Annotated in this window: 19 protein-coding genes; 10 read left to right on the forward strand and 9 right to left on the reverse strand. The window is 30.5% G+C overall.

Going from position 1 to position 20,056, the window contains the following annotated elements; translation table 11 throughout:
- Positions 1-109: 109 nt before the first annotated feature.
- The 6 genes from DX009_RS07230 to DX009_RS07255 all read left to right on the forward strand — a co-directional run bounded on the left by DX009_RS07230 (position 110) and on the right by DX009_RS07255 (position 4,420).
- A complete protein-coding gene (locus DX009_RS07230) occupies positions 110-745 on the forward strand; it encodes a hypothetical protein (RefSeq protein ID WP_115083523.1) in 636 nt (211 codons plus the stop codon).
- Positions 746-796: 51 nt separating this feature from the next.
- Positions 797-1,894 (forward strand): hypothetical protein, encoded by a 1,098-nt coding sequence (locus tag DX009_RS07235; protein ID WP_115083524.1) that lies wholly within the window; start codon positions 797-799, stop codon positions 1,892-1,894.
- A gap of 7 nt (positions 1,895-1,901) precedes the next feature.
- On the forward strand, positions 1,902-2,246 hold the full coding sequence (locus DX009_RS07240; RefSeq protein WP_115083525.1) for a hypothetical protein: 345 nt from the start codon (positions 1,902-1,904) through the stop codon (positions 2,244-2,246).
- Positions 2,247-2,631: 385 nt separating this feature from the next.
- Complete coding sequence (locus DX009_RS07245) at positions 2,632-3,291, forward strand: hypothetical protein (protein ID WP_025000908.1); 660 nt, start codon at positions 2,632-2,634, stop codon at positions 3,289-3,291.
- 179 nt (positions 3,292-3,470) lie between these two features.
- Positions 3,471-3,884: a hypothetical protein gene (locus DX009_RS07250; protein ID WP_025000907.1), complete on the forward strand. Its 414-nt coding sequence runs from the start codon at positions 3,471-3,473 to the stop codon at positions 3,882-3,884.
- Positions 3,885-3,910: 26 nt separating this feature from the next.
- Positions 3,911-4,420 (forward strand): hypothetical protein, encoded by a 510-nt coding sequence (locus DX009_RS07255; RefSeq protein WP_025000906.1) that lies wholly within the window; start codon positions 3,911-3,913, stop codon positions 4,418-4,420.
- Between the two features lie 212 nt (positions 4,421-4,632).
- Here the strand turns inward: DX009_RS07255 and DX009_RS07260 are convergent, their stop codons facing one another.
- The 3 genes from DX009_RS07260 to DX009_RS07270 form a co-directional block, all read right to left on the reverse strand.
- On the reverse strand, positions 4,633-5,064 hold the full coding sequence (locus tag DX009_RS07260) for a hypothetical protein (protein WP_115083526.1): 432 nt from the start codon (positions 5,062-5,064) through the stop codon (positions 4,633-4,635).
- 128 nt (positions 5,065-5,192) lie between these two features.
- Entirely contained in the window at positions 5,193-6,218 is a 1,026-nt protein-coding gene (locus DX009_RS07265; RefSeq protein WP_115083527.1) for a hypothetical protein, read from the reverse strand.
- 89 nt (positions 6,219-6,307) lie between these two features.
- Positions 6,308-6,799 carry an SMI1/KNR4 family protein gene (locus DX009_RS07270; RefSeq protein ID WP_245944604.1) on the reverse strand — a complete coding sequence of 164 codons (492 nt, stop codon included), beginning with the start codon at positions 6,797-6,799 and terminating at the stop codon, positions 6,308-6,310.
- Between the two features lie 446 nt (positions 6,800-7,245).
- Between DX009_RS07270 and DX009_RS07280 the strand changes: the two genes are divergently transcribed.
- The 3 genes from DX009_RS07280 (at position 7,246) to DX009_RS07290 (ending at position 8,782) form a co-directional block, all read left to right on the forward strand.
- Entirely contained in the window at positions 7,246-7,614 is a 369-nt protein-coding gene (locus DX009_RS07280) for a hypothetical protein (RefSeq protein ID WP_115083530.1), read from the forward strand.
- Positions 7,615-7,771: 157 nt separating this feature from the next.
- On the forward strand, positions 7,772-8,380 hold the full coding sequence (locus DX009_RS07285) for a hypothetical protein (RefSeq protein ID WP_115083531.1): 609 nt from the start codon (positions 7,772-7,774) through the stop codon (positions 8,378-8,380).
- Positions 8,381-8,560: 180 nt separating this feature from the next.
- Complete coding sequence (locus DX009_RS07290) at positions 8,561-8,782, forward strand: hypothetical protein (protein WP_004365578.1); 222 nt, start codon at positions 8,561-8,563, stop codon at positions 8,780-8,782.
- Positions 8,783-8,875: 93 nt separating this feature from the next.
- On the opposite strand, the gene DX009_RS07295 is transcribed toward DX009_RS07290, so the two are convergent.
- From DX009_RS07295 to DX009_RS07320, 6 genes are all read right to left on the reverse strand, one after another.
- Complete coding sequence (locus DX009_RS07295; protein ID WP_115083532.1) at positions 8,876-9,892, reverse strand: hypothetical protein; 1,017 nt, start codon at positions 9,890-9,892, stop codon at positions 8,876-8,878.
- Positions 9,893-11,519: 1,627 nt separating this feature from the next.
- Entirely contained in the window at positions 11,520-12,299 is a 780-nt protein-coding gene (locus DX009_RS07300; protein WP_006044482.1) for a ZIP family metal transporter, read from the reverse strand.
- Positions 12,300-12,407: 108 nt separating this feature from the next.
- On the reverse strand, positions 12,408-13,058 hold the full coding sequence (locus DX009_RS07305; RefSeq protein WP_115083533.1) for a cation diffusion facilitator family transporter: 651 nt from the start codon (positions 13,056-13,058) through the stop codon (positions 12,408-12,410).
- Between the two features lie 88 nt (positions 13,059-13,146).
- The gene (locus tag DX009_RS07310; protein ID WP_115083534.1) at positions 13,147-13,941 is read right to left on the reverse strand and encodes a Cof-type HAD-IIB family hydrolase; all 795 of its coding nucleotides are present in this window, start codon (positions 13,939-13,941) and stop codon (positions 13,147-13,149) included.
- A gap of 529 nt (positions 13,942-14,470) precedes the next feature.
- Positions 14,471-14,965: a hypothetical protein gene (locus DX009_RS07315; protein ID WP_115083535.1), complete on the reverse strand. Its 495-nt coding sequence runs from the start codon at positions 14,963-14,965 to the stop codon at positions 14,471-14,473.
- Positions 14,966-15,371: 406 nt separating this feature from the next.
- Complete coding sequence (locus tag DX009_RS07320; protein WP_115083536.1) at positions 15,372-18,527, reverse strand: C10 family peptidase; 3,156 nt, start codon at positions 18,525-18,527, stop codon at positions 15,372-15,374.
- A 622-nt stretch (positions 18,528-19,149) separates the two neighbouring features.
- Here DX009_RS07320 and DX009_RS07325 point away from each other — a divergent pair.
- Positions 19,150-19,980, forward strand: coding sequence for an EFR1 family ferrodoxin (locus DX009_RS07325; RefSeq protein ID WP_115083537.1), 831 nt, complete (start codon positions 19,150-19,152; stop codon positions 19,978-19,980).
- Positions 19,981-20,056 lie beyond the last annotated feature (76 nt).

The raw sequence follows: 20,056 nt of genomic DNA on the forward strand, positions 1-20,056 counted from the left end.
ATAAAAAGCAGTTAAGAAGATAAAATTATGAAAACAAAATAAGGGCATATAAAAGTAAACTACTACATTTGTAGCGATAAACTTTGGTGTAACATAAATGTAACGCTATATGAATATAGAAGAGCAAGAAAAAGTTTTGAGAAATCTGTTCTCCAGCGATATCTCTTCTCTCTTCAATCAGAAGAAAGAATTTGAATATTCTTATTGCATTTGGGGAACATCAGTCCTATTTGAAATTTACCCTTTTGATATGGAAAGAAAGAATATTAAAAGAGGACGAAAATTAGCTAAAGAGCCAACAAAAAAGAGTGGTAAGTTTCAGCATTTTTTAGATGCTGAAAATAAAGTTGTTGCTATTTATGGCTATACCGACAATTACGATTTGCCCGCCCAATATATATTCTTTGAATATCGCAGTTCGGAAATTATAGTTTATAGCTTTAATATTGTTGAGCAGATTGATTATATACAGCACGCAATATTAAAAGATGGACAAATGATATCTATGTTGAATATGGATAACAAAGGAAATTTTATAGCAGAAGAATACTTCTACAACGAAAATAATCGGATAATATCCATTGACAGGCAACATAAAGATAAGTCGTTATTTAAGAATACAGAATTCTTCCCCAACAACCTGTATAAAAGTAAGTTTATCTTAGAATATGCACACGGCAATTTGTCGCAAATAAAATGGAATGCCAATGCAGAGAATAAAATGAAAATAATATTTCCTTTTTAAGAATGTGGTTATTTAGTACAGTACCAAAAGGATAAGAAATTGCAAAATAAGATGGAAAAAATGAATATTGATTGGCAACATTATCATGCTCCCAACAAAGAGGCTATTGAAGAAATACCTACTCAATTAGATTATTTATTTTCTGCCAATGACTCATCAGAAAATATTGAATATTTTCTTTATAACGAATTAGCGCCCAACATAAAGCATCAATTTAAAATATATAACGTAATAGAACCTGTCATTGAAGTCATAGAGTGCAACATTCTCCAAGAAGGAAAGACTCAATATAAAAATGAGATTCTAAACTTCTTAGGCTATATATTTCAAGAGTTTATTCGAGACGAAAATTCCATTTTGGTACAGCCTATAGAATATCAGATTGCAGCACAAAAATTGTCTTTGCAATATTCTAACGAGTTTAAATTTTATAAGCGTTTTCAATTCTTTGTAAAAAGCGTATTTACTGACAATATAGAAACGCAATCGCCAGAAGTTATTTTTTATAAATCAGCATTAAACAACAATCAAAAAACTTTTGAAACGTTGATTCATCATGCTAACTTGCAAAATATTAGAGAGATACTTTTTGCATGTGGATTGATGAGTTTCAAAAATCCGAATTTAAAAATCCACGATTTAAATATTACCACCCAACAAGATGGTATTACCAATTTGGGCTTCTGTATAAATGGAATGGAGTTTGACAAAGAACTTGCTATTACTTCTCTTTCTATACCCAAACAACAATCATTTGTATGGGGAAATGGTTATGAATGTGTTTTAGCAACATCTGCTATGATGATTGATAGTTTACATAAAAATGCAAGATGTCAGAAAAACACTATCAATCATATTATGAATGGATACGACACAATAAGAAAAATAAATATTGACGAAGATTTTAATTTTCCACCCCATAAGTTTATGTTAGAAGATTTGAGCAGCATCTTATTTCATGAATATCTTGGTAAAGGTATATTGATTGATAAAAAGATGCTTACTGAAGCACAATTATATTTTTATAATTTAATGACTGAAGAATTTTGCACTCACACTTACTCGCTCCTTTATGCAGGAATAATGCCCGAAGGAATGTCTATTGAGAGCGCAAACAATATAGACGATATTTACAATTGCTACAACTAAAAAATAAATGGAAGAGTTATTAGTTTTTTCGGACAACAAGACTGGCGAAAAAGTTGGTATGTATTATAATGCATGGTTATTTATCATCAGATGCATACTGGTGAAGTATGTACATAAAACAACCGAAGAGGCAGATGAAATTCTAAAGAAACATTATTATAAAAAGCCAGCCGATTTTGATGATGTAATATGTATAAGTCATGAAACTGAATATCATTGGGCAATGTTGGGTGCTTATGGCGAACAATATTGGCTAAAAGGAATGAGTGCCGAAGTACCAATAGATTATAACGAATGGTATGATAACTGCATAAAAGACAACCATTTGCTTTCTCTTTTTGAATGGTTTTAATTCTCATAATAAGGACATAAAATCAGGCTATAATAGTCTTCCGAAATTTTATTATTATAATTTTTAATTTTATAATTACAAAATAAAAAATTATAATAATAAACTTGTGCGTTTTTTATTATAAATTTTCAAGTCATAATTATCCCTTCCTCACGCAAGGGCTAAATCGCTCGTTCAAAGTGAGATATTGGGTATATCGCTACATGAAAACGAACAAAGAAAAATCAGTTCGGAAACAATCTATAATAACAAAATAACGGCATGGAAAGGCGTCTTTCAAAATTTTTAATACGTTTATTAAAAGCTTTTATTTCTTTGGCTGTTACATGCAAAATACCTAAATTTGCAAGTATGCTAAGAAGTTGTAACTATAAAAATTTTAAAGATGAAATCACAAGAAATACATAGAGTTGTCTCTAACCAAACAATAAAGAATACTTACTTAGTCAAATACTTTGTTTCATTCTTTGTTTTGTTTAACTTATTGTTTGTTTCTTCTGTTACAGCAAAAGATACAAGTTCGTGCAATACAACCCTACAGTTTTCGCATAAAGATTCTTGTAAAACAGATTTCAAGGTTTTAGAGTTCATAGAATATGCTTGGAATAAAAAAGCATATCCTAAGGAGACACATACCGCTATTCCTCAAATAGAACATATACATCGACTATATATTATTCCTTTCTTTGAATCGCTCACCCAAAGGGATAGAAAATCGTTACATCTAAAAATCAATAACATAAAATACAATTGTCAGCATTCCTTTTTAAATGCTCCATACAAAAACGATATTGATAGCATTTGCAATACGCATTTCGTTATAGACAAACTTGAATTTCCGTCCAATCAACAAAATCTATTGAATTATCTAAAAAGAAAGATTGGTAACGAACCTATAAACGTAGACGTTGTATCGGAATCCCCCACTCTATGTTTTACTTTTTGGAGAAAAAATGCTTTAATAATCGTTTATTACAATATTTTTGATGATAAAGAAATGATACAGAAAACAATTGATGCTTACTTGGGGGAAAAATATGAATAAGAAAAACTCCTGTCAAATAGAGGGTTATAGTTGTCAAACTAAAATTCAAACAAAAAATAGTATAAGAAGCTATCAAAATAAATAACTATATTTGCAGCAATAAACGCTGTTTGAAAAACGTATAGTAAATTGAAAAAGGCGAGAGAAACATATCAGCTTTAAATTAAAAATGGAACATTATGTGCTTAAGTACAGATGAAAAATATACAGAATTGATAGAAGCAATAAACTCTTTAGACTGTAAAGAGGATATTATAGAAGTCCAAAATAAAGAAAAAGATGATATCATAACTGCTATCATGGACAAATATGTTGTTGGAAATCCCAGAGTTTGGTGGTTAGCTTTTAAAAAGAAACCTAAATCTTTTTCTTACGAGGACGAATTTCAATATCAAAGAATTAATCAATTTTTTAATGATGACGAGGTTTGTTATCTTATAACAGAGTTAGAAACAATCCATGTATTTAAATTATCAGTTAGAAATATTATCAAAATTTTAGGAGAATGTTCCTTCTTCGAATATTACATAACAGATTTAAAAATCCAAAATTTGTTATGTGAAACAGATCACGGCGATTTACTCTATTTGTAAAGTTACATAAATATACCATATTAGATATGAAAAAAACAATAGAAATAATTCCTTTAAAAGGAGTAAAAATGGATAATTTGGATATTGACTTAGGAAATGATATGAAATCTATTATCAACATCTTAGGTAAACCAAATATTCAAGAAGAAAATCAACTCTATTATGATAGATATGAGTTCAGATTGGATTTTGATATTAACAAAAAACTAGAGTTTATAGAACTACAAGGACCAAATACCAAGTATATAAATCCCACAATTTATGGCATCAATCCTTTTGAAATAGAAGCAGATGAATTAGTAAAGCTTTTAAAAGAAAAGAATGGAAGTAACATTGACGATACAGAAACACAATATAGTTACTGCTTTTCTGATATTTCTGTTGGTATATGGCGACAGAATATTCCTGAAAATTTTTCTGAATATGAAATAAAAGATGCCACAGAAGAAGAAAAAAATATTTGGAAAACTGAAAAAAATAAAGCAAAATTCTTTTGGACAATTGGCATTGGAAATGTTGGCTATTATGATATTTAAATAAACAAAAAAATATGGCAAGATATTTAGAACATTTTTAGCAGAAGTAAAGATAATAAGCAACTTATATCTGTTAAAGACTTTTCAGAAATATATTTGAATATTCCAAAACTAAATTGTTCTATTCAGTATACATAAACATATTTCTCATTAGATAATGTTATTTCATATACGTTGCCATATTTAAAAGTAATATTGATATCGTACCATAATCACCGACTTTCGGTTAATTTGCCAAAGGTTTTTGTTGCTAAATCAAAAGAAATAGAAAAGTCGTTATTACGTATAATTAAATGAAATAAGAATGTTGAGCCTTCGCAAATAACTCCTTCTACAAAACACAAATTAGAAATGCCATTTGCTATATTATTAAAGAGTAGTTTTTTAAAATCGTTAATCATTAATTTGTTTTCTGCATTTACGATATACACATTATTAAATGCCTTTGAATAAGGAGCTTCTACAACAGCAATAGCATTATAACTTTTAGAATAATCGGCTATTAATCTGTCTGTTATATTTTCTCTTTTATACGTTTTACCTTTGAAAGACCAAGTAATAGCTATTGGAGTTCTATCAAAAATATTTGAATGTTCTTTTAAAACATCTGAATAAAGATACTCAAAGTCTTTTATTTCTTCCATTTTATTTATTCCATAACTGTTCAACGTTATACAAAAGTAATGAAATCTAAGAAATGAACAAAACAAAAATCCATTTCACTATATATTATTCGTTATAATTTGCGACTACTTCTTCTATAATTTGGCGCTTATTCAAATATAATTTCGCAAAGGTTTAGCTTTGTCTGATCGTCGCTAATAAACATCTTGTTGCCCCATATATCCAATATACGGAAGGAAGTATAACCTCTTGGCATAACAACATCTATTAGTGTACAGTCTGAAAGACGTAACAGTTTAGGTTTTCCTTTCCATTCATCATTCTTGAATATAGGTGAAATAATCAAGTAATTCTGGTCTGCTGAAAACTTGCCCCTTACTCCATGCTTTCCTGGTAATTGATTTAAGTTATCTTTACCCCATAATTTTCTTCTAATCAATCCATCTTTGCTTATTTCTACATAAGAGTAATATCCCATCATACTTAATCCTGCTGGATTTATTGTACTGCTTTCCAGAAAGGCATACAACTTCTCATTTTGTTCATAGATTGAACCTATCAAAGGATAATTATAATTATAATCGGCTAAAGCAAAATTTCCATTTACCTTTTTTACAGCATCAAGATGTTGCTGACGAATTTTTTCTTTGTTATATATACACGAGCCGTTATGAGTCCAACGGGCAGTTTTCTTATCAAAATCAACAGAAAGTATAGCAAAAGAATTGGTAGCTTCTAACATAGAATCAACCCTACATACTATTGGAAAAGTATCATTTATTCCTGTAACAGCCACTTTCATAGGTATTCCTCTGAGCGTCCACTCTTCAATTGAAATAGGTAACCATTCACTTTCCTGACTTTGTAATAACCATAATGTATTACTAGCACCACAAAGCAGCAATATTCCTTTATCGCAGGATAAAAGTACAGGTATCTTCCAAATATCCTGTTGTTCTTTGGCTTCTGGAGTAGGAAAAAAGCGGACGTTTTTGCCCTTTATCCATAGTATTCCATCTTGTTTTTTCTCTGAATGATAAATAGAAAATACTATTTCGTTCTCACCACGCATCACCATTTCTTTACCACCGGTTGGACTATATTTAAAGGAAGTTCTAGATAACTGTATATCTTCAAACTCCCAACTGTCTATTACTTTTAGTTTTGCTTTCATATAAATTTATATTTTATTGTGCAGTTAAAGCCAAATATTATTTATTAGAAATATATTGGCTATTCGTTTTCTCATTTACTCTGTACATCTTACACAAGACAATCGTATGCATCTCCTATACTTTCAAAGTCTTCTTGTAACCAATAAAAATAATCGCCTTTGCTTTGATATAATTGTTCTAATAGTTCTGTAAATGAATTTGCAATAATTGGCTGTTCTCCTACAACTCCATGCCTATCCCAAAAGCTATCATAACATCTTCCTAAACGTTCTTTAAATAAATCTATTGTTATGAATTGTGGATTATCTTCTGCTATTATAAACCAATTATTACTAATATCATCAGGAACATCTTCGCCTATTATAATAGGGTTGGCTTTTTTTAAACCTTCTATTCTGACTATTTTCACAGAATAATTTGATTTTTCCCAAAACGTAATAGAAGTATAATTTTCAAAATAAAATCTCAAATCATCAGGTAATATAAATCCTACTTCTATATTTATAGGCTTTTCTCTTTTCACCAATTTACAGGCGTTTGTTTCTGAAATTGACTTAAGAATTCTTTGAAGTCTTTCCATAACGTTCTTTTTCATTACCATTGTGCAAATATACATTTTTATTGGTAACTAACAAAAACACTTACTTAATTTTTGGGGACTTACTTATGTATTTTCTTTTTATAACTACTGCTTGAAAAATTATAATTAGAAAATTAAAAAACATAATTACAATTTTAAAATTTATAATTATATTTTTGGTGGAATATAATAAGAATTTTCTTCTCTGTAATTCTCTTCTTTTTTGAACAGACTCATTTTTCTTTGAAGTGTTGGTGATATCAATATTTATAACTATATTTGCAGCTGTACACTTTGGTTTAACAACATACAATTTAAAAGCTTTTTTGCTAATGAAACCCATTCGGAAGGGTTGAAAATAATCATAGATACAGAAAAATAAAATAAGGTATTGAAGGAGAAATTAGCATTAGAGGAAAATACGAAATAAGAACATACAATGAAATATGAAAGCATTGGTATCGCCTGAAAAAAGGGCTGAATGGAAAATAAATAGGCAAGAATTTATTTCAGAATTACAAGAAAAATATAAAGTAATTGAACTAAATGAGATAACAGATATAAAAAGACATTATTGTTATGAATGGACTATAAAAGAAGATAACCATTTTATAGAAGGTATGCTTGACAACACGTTGAATTGTGTGTGCATTGACACAGATTCTATAGGCTTGTGTTGCTCTTTTGCCCTTTGGGTAAGAACTTTTATGCCAGATAATGCAGATATTATGCTGTACGATGAGGATTTTATAAACCACATCTATTTTAAAAAAGATACAGACATTGGTAAGTTGATTGAGGTTTTTTCAAAATAGTTAGCCACACTTTGCATATATTTTGAAGTTACTCCCGAACATAGTTTCATAACAAAAATGCTTAACATGCATTGAAAGAAAAGAATGTTGTTGGTAATATGAGAATAGGCAAAGAAAAAATATTTGGTTGATAACAACGATGATTAAAAATTAGTTTATGAAAGAGAATATTGAAGCTTTAGAAGGACTTAAGGATAAATTGTGCAATTGGAAATGTTACGATGAAACAGAATTGCAAATACTGATGAACGAGTTTGAGAAATTTCCAAGAAAAGAGTTTTCTTTAAACTACACTCCCATTTTTACCAATAATATTTTAATTGAGAATATTGTAGAAATAGGTAAAGTTTTTCATTCCAATCAAAAAATAAGCATAAACGTTATTTCAAGTTTGGGTTATATTGTGTGTCGTTATATGCCAAACCCTTCTTCTGAAATATTTAATTTGTTCGTGGAAGCCACAAAGGACAAGAAAGTTAATTACTATGTGTCGTTGAATATAAGTTCATTTCCTCACTTTAGCACATGGGAAGATAAATGGGAATATTTGCTATCAATGCCTTTAATTTCTCCTAAAAAGAAATCAATAGTAAACTTTCATAGAGAAGTAAAAAAGCTGCTTAGTTCTAACGAGCATATTCCTTCAGATATTCTAAAGAAAATTATAGAAACTCTAAAATCGCAAATCAGTTCTAATGAGTTAAGCGAATATAGCAAGGTTGATTATTTAAAAACCATTAGTTTATTAGAACAAAAAGAGGTGTAGAACTTCAGAAGAATAATTAATAAACATAGCTACATAAACAAGTTTGGGCTAAATGTTATAGATTCTATCTAAACTATACTCGTAAACTTGATGTTGTTAGCAAAACAATTTGAATAAACATTTTGAGAAACGGAAAGAATAGATAGAAAACAACAAACTATTTTTATTGAAAGAAACAAAATGAATAAAGTTGAATTGTCTAAACAGCTACAGTCTATGGGAATTTCTCCCAATAAATATTCGTTAGAAGGCTCTGTAGCCACTTGGGATACCATTGTATTAGTCGAAAACTATAATATCTGGAAAGTATTATACATAGACGAACATGGTAATCAAAACGAACTTGCATCTTTTAAAACAGAAAATGAAGCATGCAAGTTTATTTATAATGAGTTTAAATGAAAAGAGAGGTAAACTTTTTTAGCCTAAATTTCTCACTAAAAAAGCTTAGAATGAAAACATATTCTATACTTTTTAGGGAAATAATAGCCGAATTTACTTCGTACGCTTTAAATCTTCTATGCCAGTCCAAATAGCATTTTCGAAACGTGCCATAGAACTTGCTCTATAATGATTTACCCACGTATCTGAATTGCTTTGAATGTTTATTTCAATTGTGCATAAAACATCGTCTTCGGTTGTATATTGTGGTAAATCTTTTATGAAATACGCATCTCTATTATTACCAGATGTCGTTATTGTATCGAGTGGAATATTTGCTAAACGAAAAAAATCTGTAGAACTAGCAAAGTCTAACTCACCCTTTTTACTAATTGAAGCTGATTCTTTTTGGTAAACTTCGTCTTTATTTTTACCATCAAGTGGTGGACCAGAAACAAATTGTCCTAACACAAAAGGCTGACAATAAGCAAGCGTAAATGTTTTAAATCCTGGGCAAATAATATCTAATTCATCGAAAAGTGCATTACCTTCTCCAAACTGTTCCATAGTTTGGCGTACAGTTTCGTCTAAAGTAGGAACATCGTTGTTTAACTCTTCAGCTACTTGTGTATTGTTTGCTACTGTTTTCCACAGGTTTAGTCCAATTTCTTTTATCAGCTCGCGTTTATTGTTAATTATCAAGCTGCTCATATCTTTTGGAAAAGTAATAATTGGCTTTACATTTTGAAAAGCTTTAGTTACAGCATCTATAATTTTACGTTCTTGTTCGGTTACTACTTTTGTTATGTTGCAAGGCTTTATAATATCAAGCTCCATAGTATAAGTATAGTTTGTAGCTTCTATTAACCGCAGAGAGAAAGCATTGTCGTAAACTTCTCCTGGTTTTGCTCCTTCAAAAATGTTATTCATATTGTCGGCTTGCAACAATTGGTAGCCATTTATAGTGTTATTTGTTTTTCCATCTGCTATATTTCTACAAATAACTTTATATGAATATTCATAATTTACGCATTGTCCTTTTTGAAAATATGGTTGATAAGTTTGTTGCGATTGCGCCATTACAATCACAAAAGCATATAAAATAAATATAAGCGTTATTAATCTTTTCATTTTAAAGACCTAAAAAACAATTGTGGTTTCTTTTATAGATACCCATTGTCTGGCTATTGTTGTTTATAGGGGACAAAAATAGCCAAAAGTTTTTTTATAACAAAATAAAGACTGCATTTTTACTTTTATTAAGTAGGCTTCAAAATGGAACATTTATGTAATTTATTTTTTTAGTTTTGTCTTTCAATTAATAAAGAATAGCCAGTTATAAAAAGAAAAATCCTAAAATATTTCTTTATCCAACCAAAGTTGGTCAAGAAACATTTCAGGATTTACCTTATTTGTTTATTGTAGTTTTGTTATTTCATATCCTCGTAAAATTGAATTTTTAAATATACTAGGATATTAATAACATAAACATTCTTATTTTTATTGCTCTTCGAATGCTGTCATCAATGTTGATACTACAAATGCTGTTGTTGCTAATAATGCTGTTATCATAATCAATCCTTTCTTTTTTGTGTTTAAACAATATACTGCTTCACAGTTTTTTATTTGCTATTATCCTAAATTATAGCACAAAGTTAATAAAAACCTATCTTTTACGACACAATTAAAAGCATTTTTACTTATATACAACCTATTTTATAAGCATCTTATGATATAAATCAAAAAAAAGAAGAATTCATTTCTGCAAAATTTTATTTGCAATTAACCATTAACTTCATATAAAATACCGTTAGATTGCCGAACATATTGATTGTTTTACAATAAAACAGAACAGAATATAGAGGTTAGAGAGCTATTAAAATTATACAAGAAAACGAGAGATAGCATTATATATATTATAGTAATAACGAGAAATAATGATATTACGCCTGATAATCCAATTTGATATTTATTAAAATTATACTATCTATCACAATAAAAAAATTATCATTGCTGTAAAATCACTACTTATTTTATCTCATAGCCTATAAGCACAAATACAAAATATAAAATCGAATAAGTTTATATTTTTTTACAGCAAAAAAATCAATCTTACATTTAATAAGAAATTAAGTAGAATATTTTTTTTTACAGTCTAAATATTCACTTATAGCAATTCGCTATGTTATATTTTTCTATCTTTATTAAGTTGAATAAAAAGAATTATTCCCTACAACGCCAAAAGCTTTAAACGAAATATTATAAGATTTATAAATATATATACAGAAAACATAAACAACACAAAGAAAGGAAAATGAAATAAAAATGAATAAAAAGACACAAATTATTGCCCATATCCATTATAAATTTAATTATAATTAGAACTATAAATACATTTAATAGGAGTAAATAGCCAGTAGAAAATGCTCTATTTTGCAACAGAAATGGAAAATAAAAAACATAAAAAAGCCTTGATTGATATCACATCAATCAAGGTTCCAATACTAAAACTAAATTAACCACTAAAAAAACTGAGACAAAGGTAATGATTATATTTCATACTACCAAATATTTCTAATATTTTTTTTGTATATTTTTTTGTACAGAAATAAATAAACAAAATGCAGCAATTTTTCTATTAGTAGTTTAAATACTAATAAAAAAACGAATATTGTAAATTTCTACCACCAAAAGAATGTATGTTTATCCTGGTAATAGGATAAATATGTTATTTAAATAATAGTATTTTTATAACTCTTTACCCTAAAACAACATCTAAGGTCATCATTAATGCGAAACCAATTGCGAAACCAATTGTAGAAAGATTAGAATGTTCGCCTTCTGAAGCCTCAGGAATAAGTTCTTCTACAACCACATAAAACATTGCACCAGCAGCAAAACTTAATAAATATGGTAGAGCTGGCGTTATAGTACTAGCCAAAAGAATTACAAGAATTCCGCCAATAGGTTCAACAATACCACTAAGAGAGCCTATTATAAACGATTTTAAACGAGAATTTCCTGCTTCACGCATTGGCATTGAAATAATTGCCCCTTCAGGAATGTTTTGAATAGCAATACCAATTGCCATTGTCATTGCAGCTGCAGTAGAAATAGCACTCCCAATTTGTAAAGCTCCGGCTAAAACAACACCAACTGCCATACCTTCTGGCAAATTGTGAATAGTAACTGCAAAAGTTAACATTGCCGTACGACTCAATTTTGTATGTGGTCCTTCTGGCTTATCACTTCCAATATGAAGGTGTGGGGTTATATAATCGATAAGCAATAAGAAAGCTATTCCGATAAGAAAGCCAACTAAAGCTGGAATTATTCGTAAACGGCCCTGATCTGCCCACATATCCATAGATGGAATTATGAGCGACCATATAGAAGCTGCTACCATAACGCCTGAAGCAAAACCTAATAATGCTTTTTGTAAACGTGCAGGCATCTCGTTTCGCATAAAAAACACGAAAGCAGAACCTAATACTGTTCCCATTAGTGGTATTAATAAACCGAATATTGTTACTATCATTGTATTACCTTTCTTTATTCTTAATGTCTATTTTACAAGAAACTTATTCTTATTGTGTGGTGATATGCTTTTAAATCTTATAACCTCGGATATATTTATGGGGTAACTTCAGATTGCGTTTTCTTTCCTCGTAAGAATTCGTCCAGTATCCCAAAGCAAATTTTTAGCCCAATGGGCTGCAATAAGTGCTGAAATAATGGCAACAACGGCATCAATCCACAAAATACCCCAAAGCATTGCGCATACTATACCTATAACTATACCAGTTTTAGATAAGATATCGGATAGCAAATGCAAATAAACTGCATGGCTATTATAGTCGGTTATGCCTTTCTTATCGTGCATTACGCATGCACAAATAATATTCGCTATTAATCCTATAACAGCAGCTATTATAGCAAAGTTATGATTTATGATATGTTCTGAATGTCCGCCCAAACGTTCAAATGCTTCTACAACAATAAATATAGCCGTTGCAAGTAAAAATATACCACTTGCGAAAGCAGATAGGTTTAATATCTTATTTGTATCGTAACTTTCCGACTGTTTATTTTGCAAACGACGCACTAAGATGTATGCTGCCCAATTTAATCCTAATATTAATTCATGAGAGATTAGGTGAATTGCATCGGCTAAGAGTGCCATAGAATGCGAAACTATACCAACAGCAACTTCTATAGCCACTATAAATAATGTAAAAAGCACTACAAAACGTACACGTTTTTCTTGTTTGGTTGTCTCTATATATTCAGCTTCCAACTTATTTTTTCTTTTTAATGATTTCTTATTGTATTGTGCTTTATCCCTTCAAAGAAAATAGTTTATAGAACGAAAATAACTTTTGCGCTTATTCGTTTCTTATAGCATTGAAATGTTTTAGTGCATTCCAAATACCATTTTCGTCTACTGATGTTGTAACATAATTTGCAACTGCCTTAACATCATCATTTGCATTCCCCATAGCAACACCAATTCCTGCAGCTTTTAATATTGAAAGGTCGTTTCCTCCATCACCGAAAGCAATACATTCGTTAATATCAAGCGCTAATTGCCTTGCTACAGTAATTAAAGCATTTCCTTTGTTAGCTCCTTTTACTGTTATATCGGTAAATGCAGGGTGCCAACGTGCCGAAACGCAATGTGGAATCTCTGGCATTATTACTTTTTCTTCGTCTTCTGTAAAGAAAGGTGTCATCTGCAATATTGGCTGTCCTTTTAAATTGGCTATAGTTTTATTTTCATCTACATTGTTCACGCCTAATTCGTTTACAAATACATCGGTAAAAACTTTTTTGTAATTATGTATTATCACCTCTTTCTTTCCACATACAGCAACACAATAATTGCGTTTTTCTGCATCGGCTAACATTGTTTGTACATCACTTTCTGGAATAGGAGAAAGCACAAACTCACGATTTCCCATAAAACAGTAGGCACCATTAAAAGTAATATATCCGTCTACTAAATGTTTTATATCGTTAATATTATTAATAAGCGCAACTGGTCGCCCTGTTGATATAAATATTTTTATACCATTTTGCTTTGCTTTTGTTAAAGCACTGATTGTTGATTGTGGAACTTTGTGGGTTTTAAACGATATAAGTGTACCGTCTATATCAAAAAAAGCAGCTTTTATTGTCATATCCTATCTTTTTACGAATGCAAAGGTACTAAAAGATTTTGTTATATAAGTGTGATAAAGAAAAATACCAAGAAATGGGGAGAGCAAGGAATAATAAACCTATTACTTTAAACTTATATTTATATGGCATATTCTATCATAATAAATAAAACCGCTAAAGGAAGAAGTTTATTAAGAATAAGTTATAATTATAATTCGCCAAAAATATAATTATAATTCACCGAAAATATAATTACTATTTTTTAATTTATAATTAAAACTGCAAGGACTTATAATTACGAAGTTGTAGTTTTGAATTTTGGCTCTTATTTTCTTTGCTGTTTTACTTATTTTATAGTCTTCTTTCTGAAGCTTATTGTCTTCTAAAATTTTCCCGTTTTGAAGAATAATATTTCAGAAGAAGTGAGCTTATCCTATTTTACAACTAAAAAATAAATCAATCGGTTATATTAACAACCTATCTTAAAACAAATTCTACTTTTATTCTACAAATATTGTGGTAAAACTTACTTCTTAAAAGTTAAACAGTTCAATCTCTTTTCAGAAGAACAACCCTATTGGGTATAAAAACAGTTGCCTCGTCTCCAATAGTTTCAAATACCCATAAACTTTTCCAATGTTTATCTTTCCAACAATGTTTTTTGAGTTTTCTGAATAAAGATTGTACTTTGCTTTTAAATTCAGGAAACTCATTACTTGCAAAATAGACTAAACGCCCTTCTACATATATATTTTCATCTCTATTTTTTGAAGGAGTGTACTCTAAAATAGGACTAATATACTTACTTACAAATCTGTCTTCATCTTCTATTATAAGCTCTTTCTCTTTAATTGATGTTAGCAATAGCCTTTTACCTACAAATGGTGTGAAGTTAGATATATTTTCAATGGAACATTCAAGGGGCTCTTTATTATTTTCCCAATACTCCCTTATATAAAGAGAACCAAAACAATTTAAGAGTTCTTGTTTTATAATTTGCTCTCCCTTTTCATTTGCAAAGTAATTGAATTGTATTGAGCTCATAATTAACTATAACTGTTTTTTTTAATTTACTTCTTGATCTTTTTAACTTTCTGCATTATTTAGGTACTATAAGGTTACGCATTATTTTTATAACAGAAAACTATTCTTACATATCATCTAAAGTTTCCCTAATATTCATAATTGCTTTTTACCCTATTTATAATGCAGTAAAGTTATATGTTTTTAAACTAAAGTACACAACTGCAAATGTAGTTATTTATGCGGATATCCTATGTTTTCATTTGCAATATTTCTTTTGTTCATTAAATTTTGTTTTATGGTTTATTCATTTTCTTAGTTACTTCTGTAGTCTTTACGGCTACAAAAAAGGGATTGTATTAAAATATTCAATACAACCCCTTATTTTTTTATTTATTGTTCCCAATAATATGGGAAGTTTCGTCTATTATTTCACTACAACTTTTTTGCCGTTAATGATATAAACACCTTTCTTAGTTGCAGCTTCAGCTGGAAGACGGCGACCTTGGAGGTCGTAAACAGTCTTTATTTCTGTTTCGTTGTTATTGATGCCGTTAATACCAGTTACAAAATCGTTATTAAACAAGATATTAAGTTTGTTTAAACCATCATGTCCAATAATATATGCACGGAAAGCATCAACTGTTGCAGCTGGTTTTAGCTCGAATGACTTAGCATCAGCAGAGAGAACATAACCATTTTCGCCTAAAGTTGTCTTACCAGAAGTACCTGCAAATATAAAGTTATTATTGTTTACAGCACTGAAACGTGAAACGTTGTCAAGAACCTGAACATTATTTGCGCTAAAAGTGATATTTTTTCCTACAAGAGTTTGTGGAACAGCCATCAAATATGGAACATTGCAATTGAATGTTTCGTTAGCATAAACAAAATTCAAGTTATCTGCATTAGAACCAGCAAACTGCATCAAATAGAAATCGTTAGCTTCACCATCTTTAACTTGCCATTTTAAATTCTTAGTTCCATCTGTTATAGCTGTTGGATTGAATGGAACATAAATAGCTTCGTAGTTTGTTTTTCCATCAGAAGCCTTGTCGAATTTACGTGTGTAAGAAATTTGGTCGGCAGTAAATGCAGAAGGACAATAGAAGTCGTTACCATCGGTAAGAACAACCTTCGCAGCTTTTCCATCTACAACCACGTTTTGTGCTGGCAAACCTGTAGTAGATGCCTTATCAGAATCTACATAATATAGCACATTTGGATTATTATTTCCTTCAACAGCTGTGAAATTACTACCACGTAAGTCTACTGCAGCTACAGTTTCTGGAATTTTTATGGTAGTAGCTGGAGCATAACCTTGTCTAGAACCATCGCCATTATACATAACGATACCTTTCTTTACTGTTGTATACTTAAATGAACCAGACTTAATTGCTAATTTTTGACCATTCATGTATGTTACAACTAATACATGCTGACCAGGTACACAGTCATCGAATGAGAAATTGATTGTAGTTGATTCACCTGGTTGAAGAGAAACGTCTTTAGATGTGCCAAAAGCTTGGTCAGCATTTACGCTAGAATTTACTCTTGCTATTGTAAGTTTGTCGCTGAATACGCCAGTTCCGTTATTTGTAATTTTAACGCTACCAGATATTCTACTATCGTAGATAGTTGAACCAGAAGCACCGTTCAAAGTATATGAATAAGCTAATTTTTCTGGTGCAGTAGATGCGCTCACAACATTAATTTTACCAGTACCAAGTGCTTGATAATTGCGATAATCTTCGGTTACACAAAGAGAAATATTATGCTCGCCAACTTTATCTGCATAGAAGCCCATTGGTATTTCTATACTACTATTTGCAGGAATTGTAATAGGAGCTTGAGAATGAACTTGCTTTCCAGCTTTTCCTGCTGCATTTGTTGTTTCGTATACCAAATAAACTGTAGTATGAACTTCGTGATCGCCTACATTTTTCACAGTAACATTCACATTATTCATTTTGCCAACGACACCACTTGATGTTACATAGAAATTTGAAGCTCTCAACTTAGTGAAATCACCATAATTTTCATATCTTAGTTCAGTTGTTTTACCTGTAGCATCAACTGTTACTGTAGCATAAACATAAGGATCGTACAGCCATCTGCCATTAGTATCTTTTGGACGTTGAATAGGAGTTACTTTATATACACCTGCAGTATTTAGTCCTGTTACCTGAACAGTATTTCTTCTTAAATAACCAGATTCTACAGTCATTGTAGATAGCGCAGAAATTGGAGTAACATTTCCATTATCTTCTATTTTACCTAAACCAGTTTGAACAGCAACTGACTCATTATTAAAGTTAGATAATGTATATGAAACTGTATTTTGATATTTTGACACGCCAGTAATGTCTGGTTGTAACATTAAAGTAATAGGGTTACCTGATGTATTAGGAGAAAGATCCACAATTGCACTTTGTCCCATACCATAACCGTCAGAAGTTGAACTTGCTCCAATACCAGCTGTACTTTCTGGATTAAGAATAGCTACTTTAAAATATCCGTTAGATGAGCCACCCCAACCCCAGTTTACATGGAAATATCCTTTTCCATCATATCCATCGAGTACAAAACAGTGTCCACCTCCAGTAGATTGACCACAGAATATTACAGGACGTCCTGCTGCTATTTCATTATAAATTCTTGTTTCAAAGTCTGCTAAATTATAATCTTCGCGCATAATGCAAGAAGCATTGTAATTGAAATACTTATTTAGAGCTGGAGCAATAGTAAAGTTTGTAGTACCAGAGCCACCATTTATAGCTCTATCGTATTCCATTTTAACAGAACGACCAACATACGACATAAGTTCAGCAACAGCTTTTCTTTTTTCTGTTGATGTATTTGCACTATATGTTGCTTCTATATTGTCCCAATCTATTTTAGTTCCGGCAGCAACACCGTCTACAGAGATTGTTTTATATTTACTCTGACCCAATCTTGCAAGGTTTTCGTGAACATTACATTTATAAGGGCTCATTGTGCTCATTACTTCGCTTGGCCATTTATATTTAAACATTGCTTGAGCCATAGCTGTAGCAACACAACCTGTTACAAGTTTTTCGCCAGATGTGCTATATGGATCATCAGGACATAAATCGTTATAAGGAGAATCTTGGTTCCATAACGATCCTACTATTGGAGCAATTGGAGTTCTTGCTTCCATTTTACTAGGAGCTTTCGCAGCCTTTTTTACATTATATTTATCTAATAGGCTGATTTCTTTTGCCATTCCGTCCATAAAGCTTCGCATATTTTCAGACAAATTGTTTATGTCGAAGCTTGTTGTTGTACTATAACCTAGGATTTCAGAAGTACGATCATCGCCCGATACTATAACAAATCCTTTTCCATCTTGAGCATTAAATACATAATAAGGTGCTGTTGCATTAGCACTTTGTACATTCATTCTCGGAGCATAGGCAGCATTTGTTCCTTTTAATTGCTTACCATACTGCTGTAAAAACCTTTTAGCAGTCTGGCTTGCTGTGCTTAACTTCACTGGTGCTGCCCACAAAACTGGTGTAAACAACAACAAAAGAAGCAGGCTCGTTAGAGTTTTTTTCATGTTTGTGTAATATTTAAATGAAACTTAGTATTAAAATCTGAGATTATATTTCTTCAGTGGTTGCAAATTTAAATAAATAATTGCAAACCACAATACTTTAAATGCAGTTTTTTTAAAAAAACTTTCCATTTTGCTAAGAGAGTTATGAAAAATTATGCTCCTTTTTCATAATATTTCAACTCATTAACTCATTGCTTATTCGCTATACCTCTTTCGAAAGTATATTAGCAGTTCCTGAAAAATTAATTATGATTTTTAATTTTGTAATTATAAATCGCTTAGTTTCTTATTATATTTTTCTATTTTCTTATTATATTTTCCTTCACAATTATAGAGTATTGATTATTAACAATTTACTACTCTATTTCTTTTTAATACCAAATTGGGATATTATACCTAATATCATTATATTTTACTTATAATCTTAGCTACTATCTTTCTTCATTTTCTTGCCAGTTATCTTGATATACTTTATAACTTTACGCAAACCGTTACGCCTTTACAATAGAGTTTACTGGTTTGCTTAACACTAAAACAAAATCTAACAAGAAATAAAGGGTCGTTTTAGATGAAAAGAGCCGTAAGACTTTGCGTTTTCAGTAATTTTAAGTATTTTTGCACTATGATATTCTATTTTTCAGGTACTGGGAATAGTCATTGGGCTGCAACATTGTTAGGAAAGCATCTCAACGAACGTATTGTTTCTATAAGTGAACTTACTGAAACTGATACTGAATTTGTTTTAGAAAAAGACGAGATTGTTGGTTTCGTTTTTCCTGTTCATGGTTGGAGAGTACCTCGCATTGTATCTGATTTTATGCAGACTCTTGAGTTTAAGGAGGGCGATTTTCAGAATAAAAATAGCCATTATACCTTTTGTTTGCTAACAGCTGGCGATTCTATTGGCCGTACTATGGAGCGTTTTGTAAGCGAACTAAAAGAGGTGAAAACTGAAACTACATTAGAATTAAATGCTGTTGAAGCGGTAATAATGCCAGAATCGTATGTTGGATTGCCTGGTATGAATGTAGATAAACCTGAAAAGGAATTGAAGAAGATAAAATCTGCCGAAAAAGTTATTGACCGTTTCGCATCAATTGTCGATAGAAGAGATTTTAGCCAAAACAATCTTCCTTTAGGTTGGAAGAATTTGAAACGTGGTCCGATACCCGATTTCTTTTCAGGACCAGTAGGAAGTTTCTTTACTCGTTTTCTTATTACAGATAAACCTTTCAAAGTGGAAAGCAAAAAATGTATTCGTTGTGGAATATGTGCGAAAGTTTGTCCTGTAGAAGATATTGATGGTGGGAAAGGAAAGACACCAATATGGAAGAATAATAAAAAATGCTTAACTTGTTTTTCATGTTATCATCATTGTCCAAGCCACGCTATTGAATATGGTAACCGAACAAAACATAAAGGACAGTATTTTTTTGGAAGAAGAGAGAGATAAATGTATATGTGAAATGAAACAGACTATATTTTTCTATTAATAATATAACTGAAATAATAAGAACTAAGATATAAAA

Origin of the sequence: Prevotella pallens (genome assembly GCF_900454935.1) — a bacterium.
GTDB lineage: Bacteria > Bacteroidota > Bacteroidia > Bacteroidales > Bacteroidaceae > Prevotella > Prevotella pallens.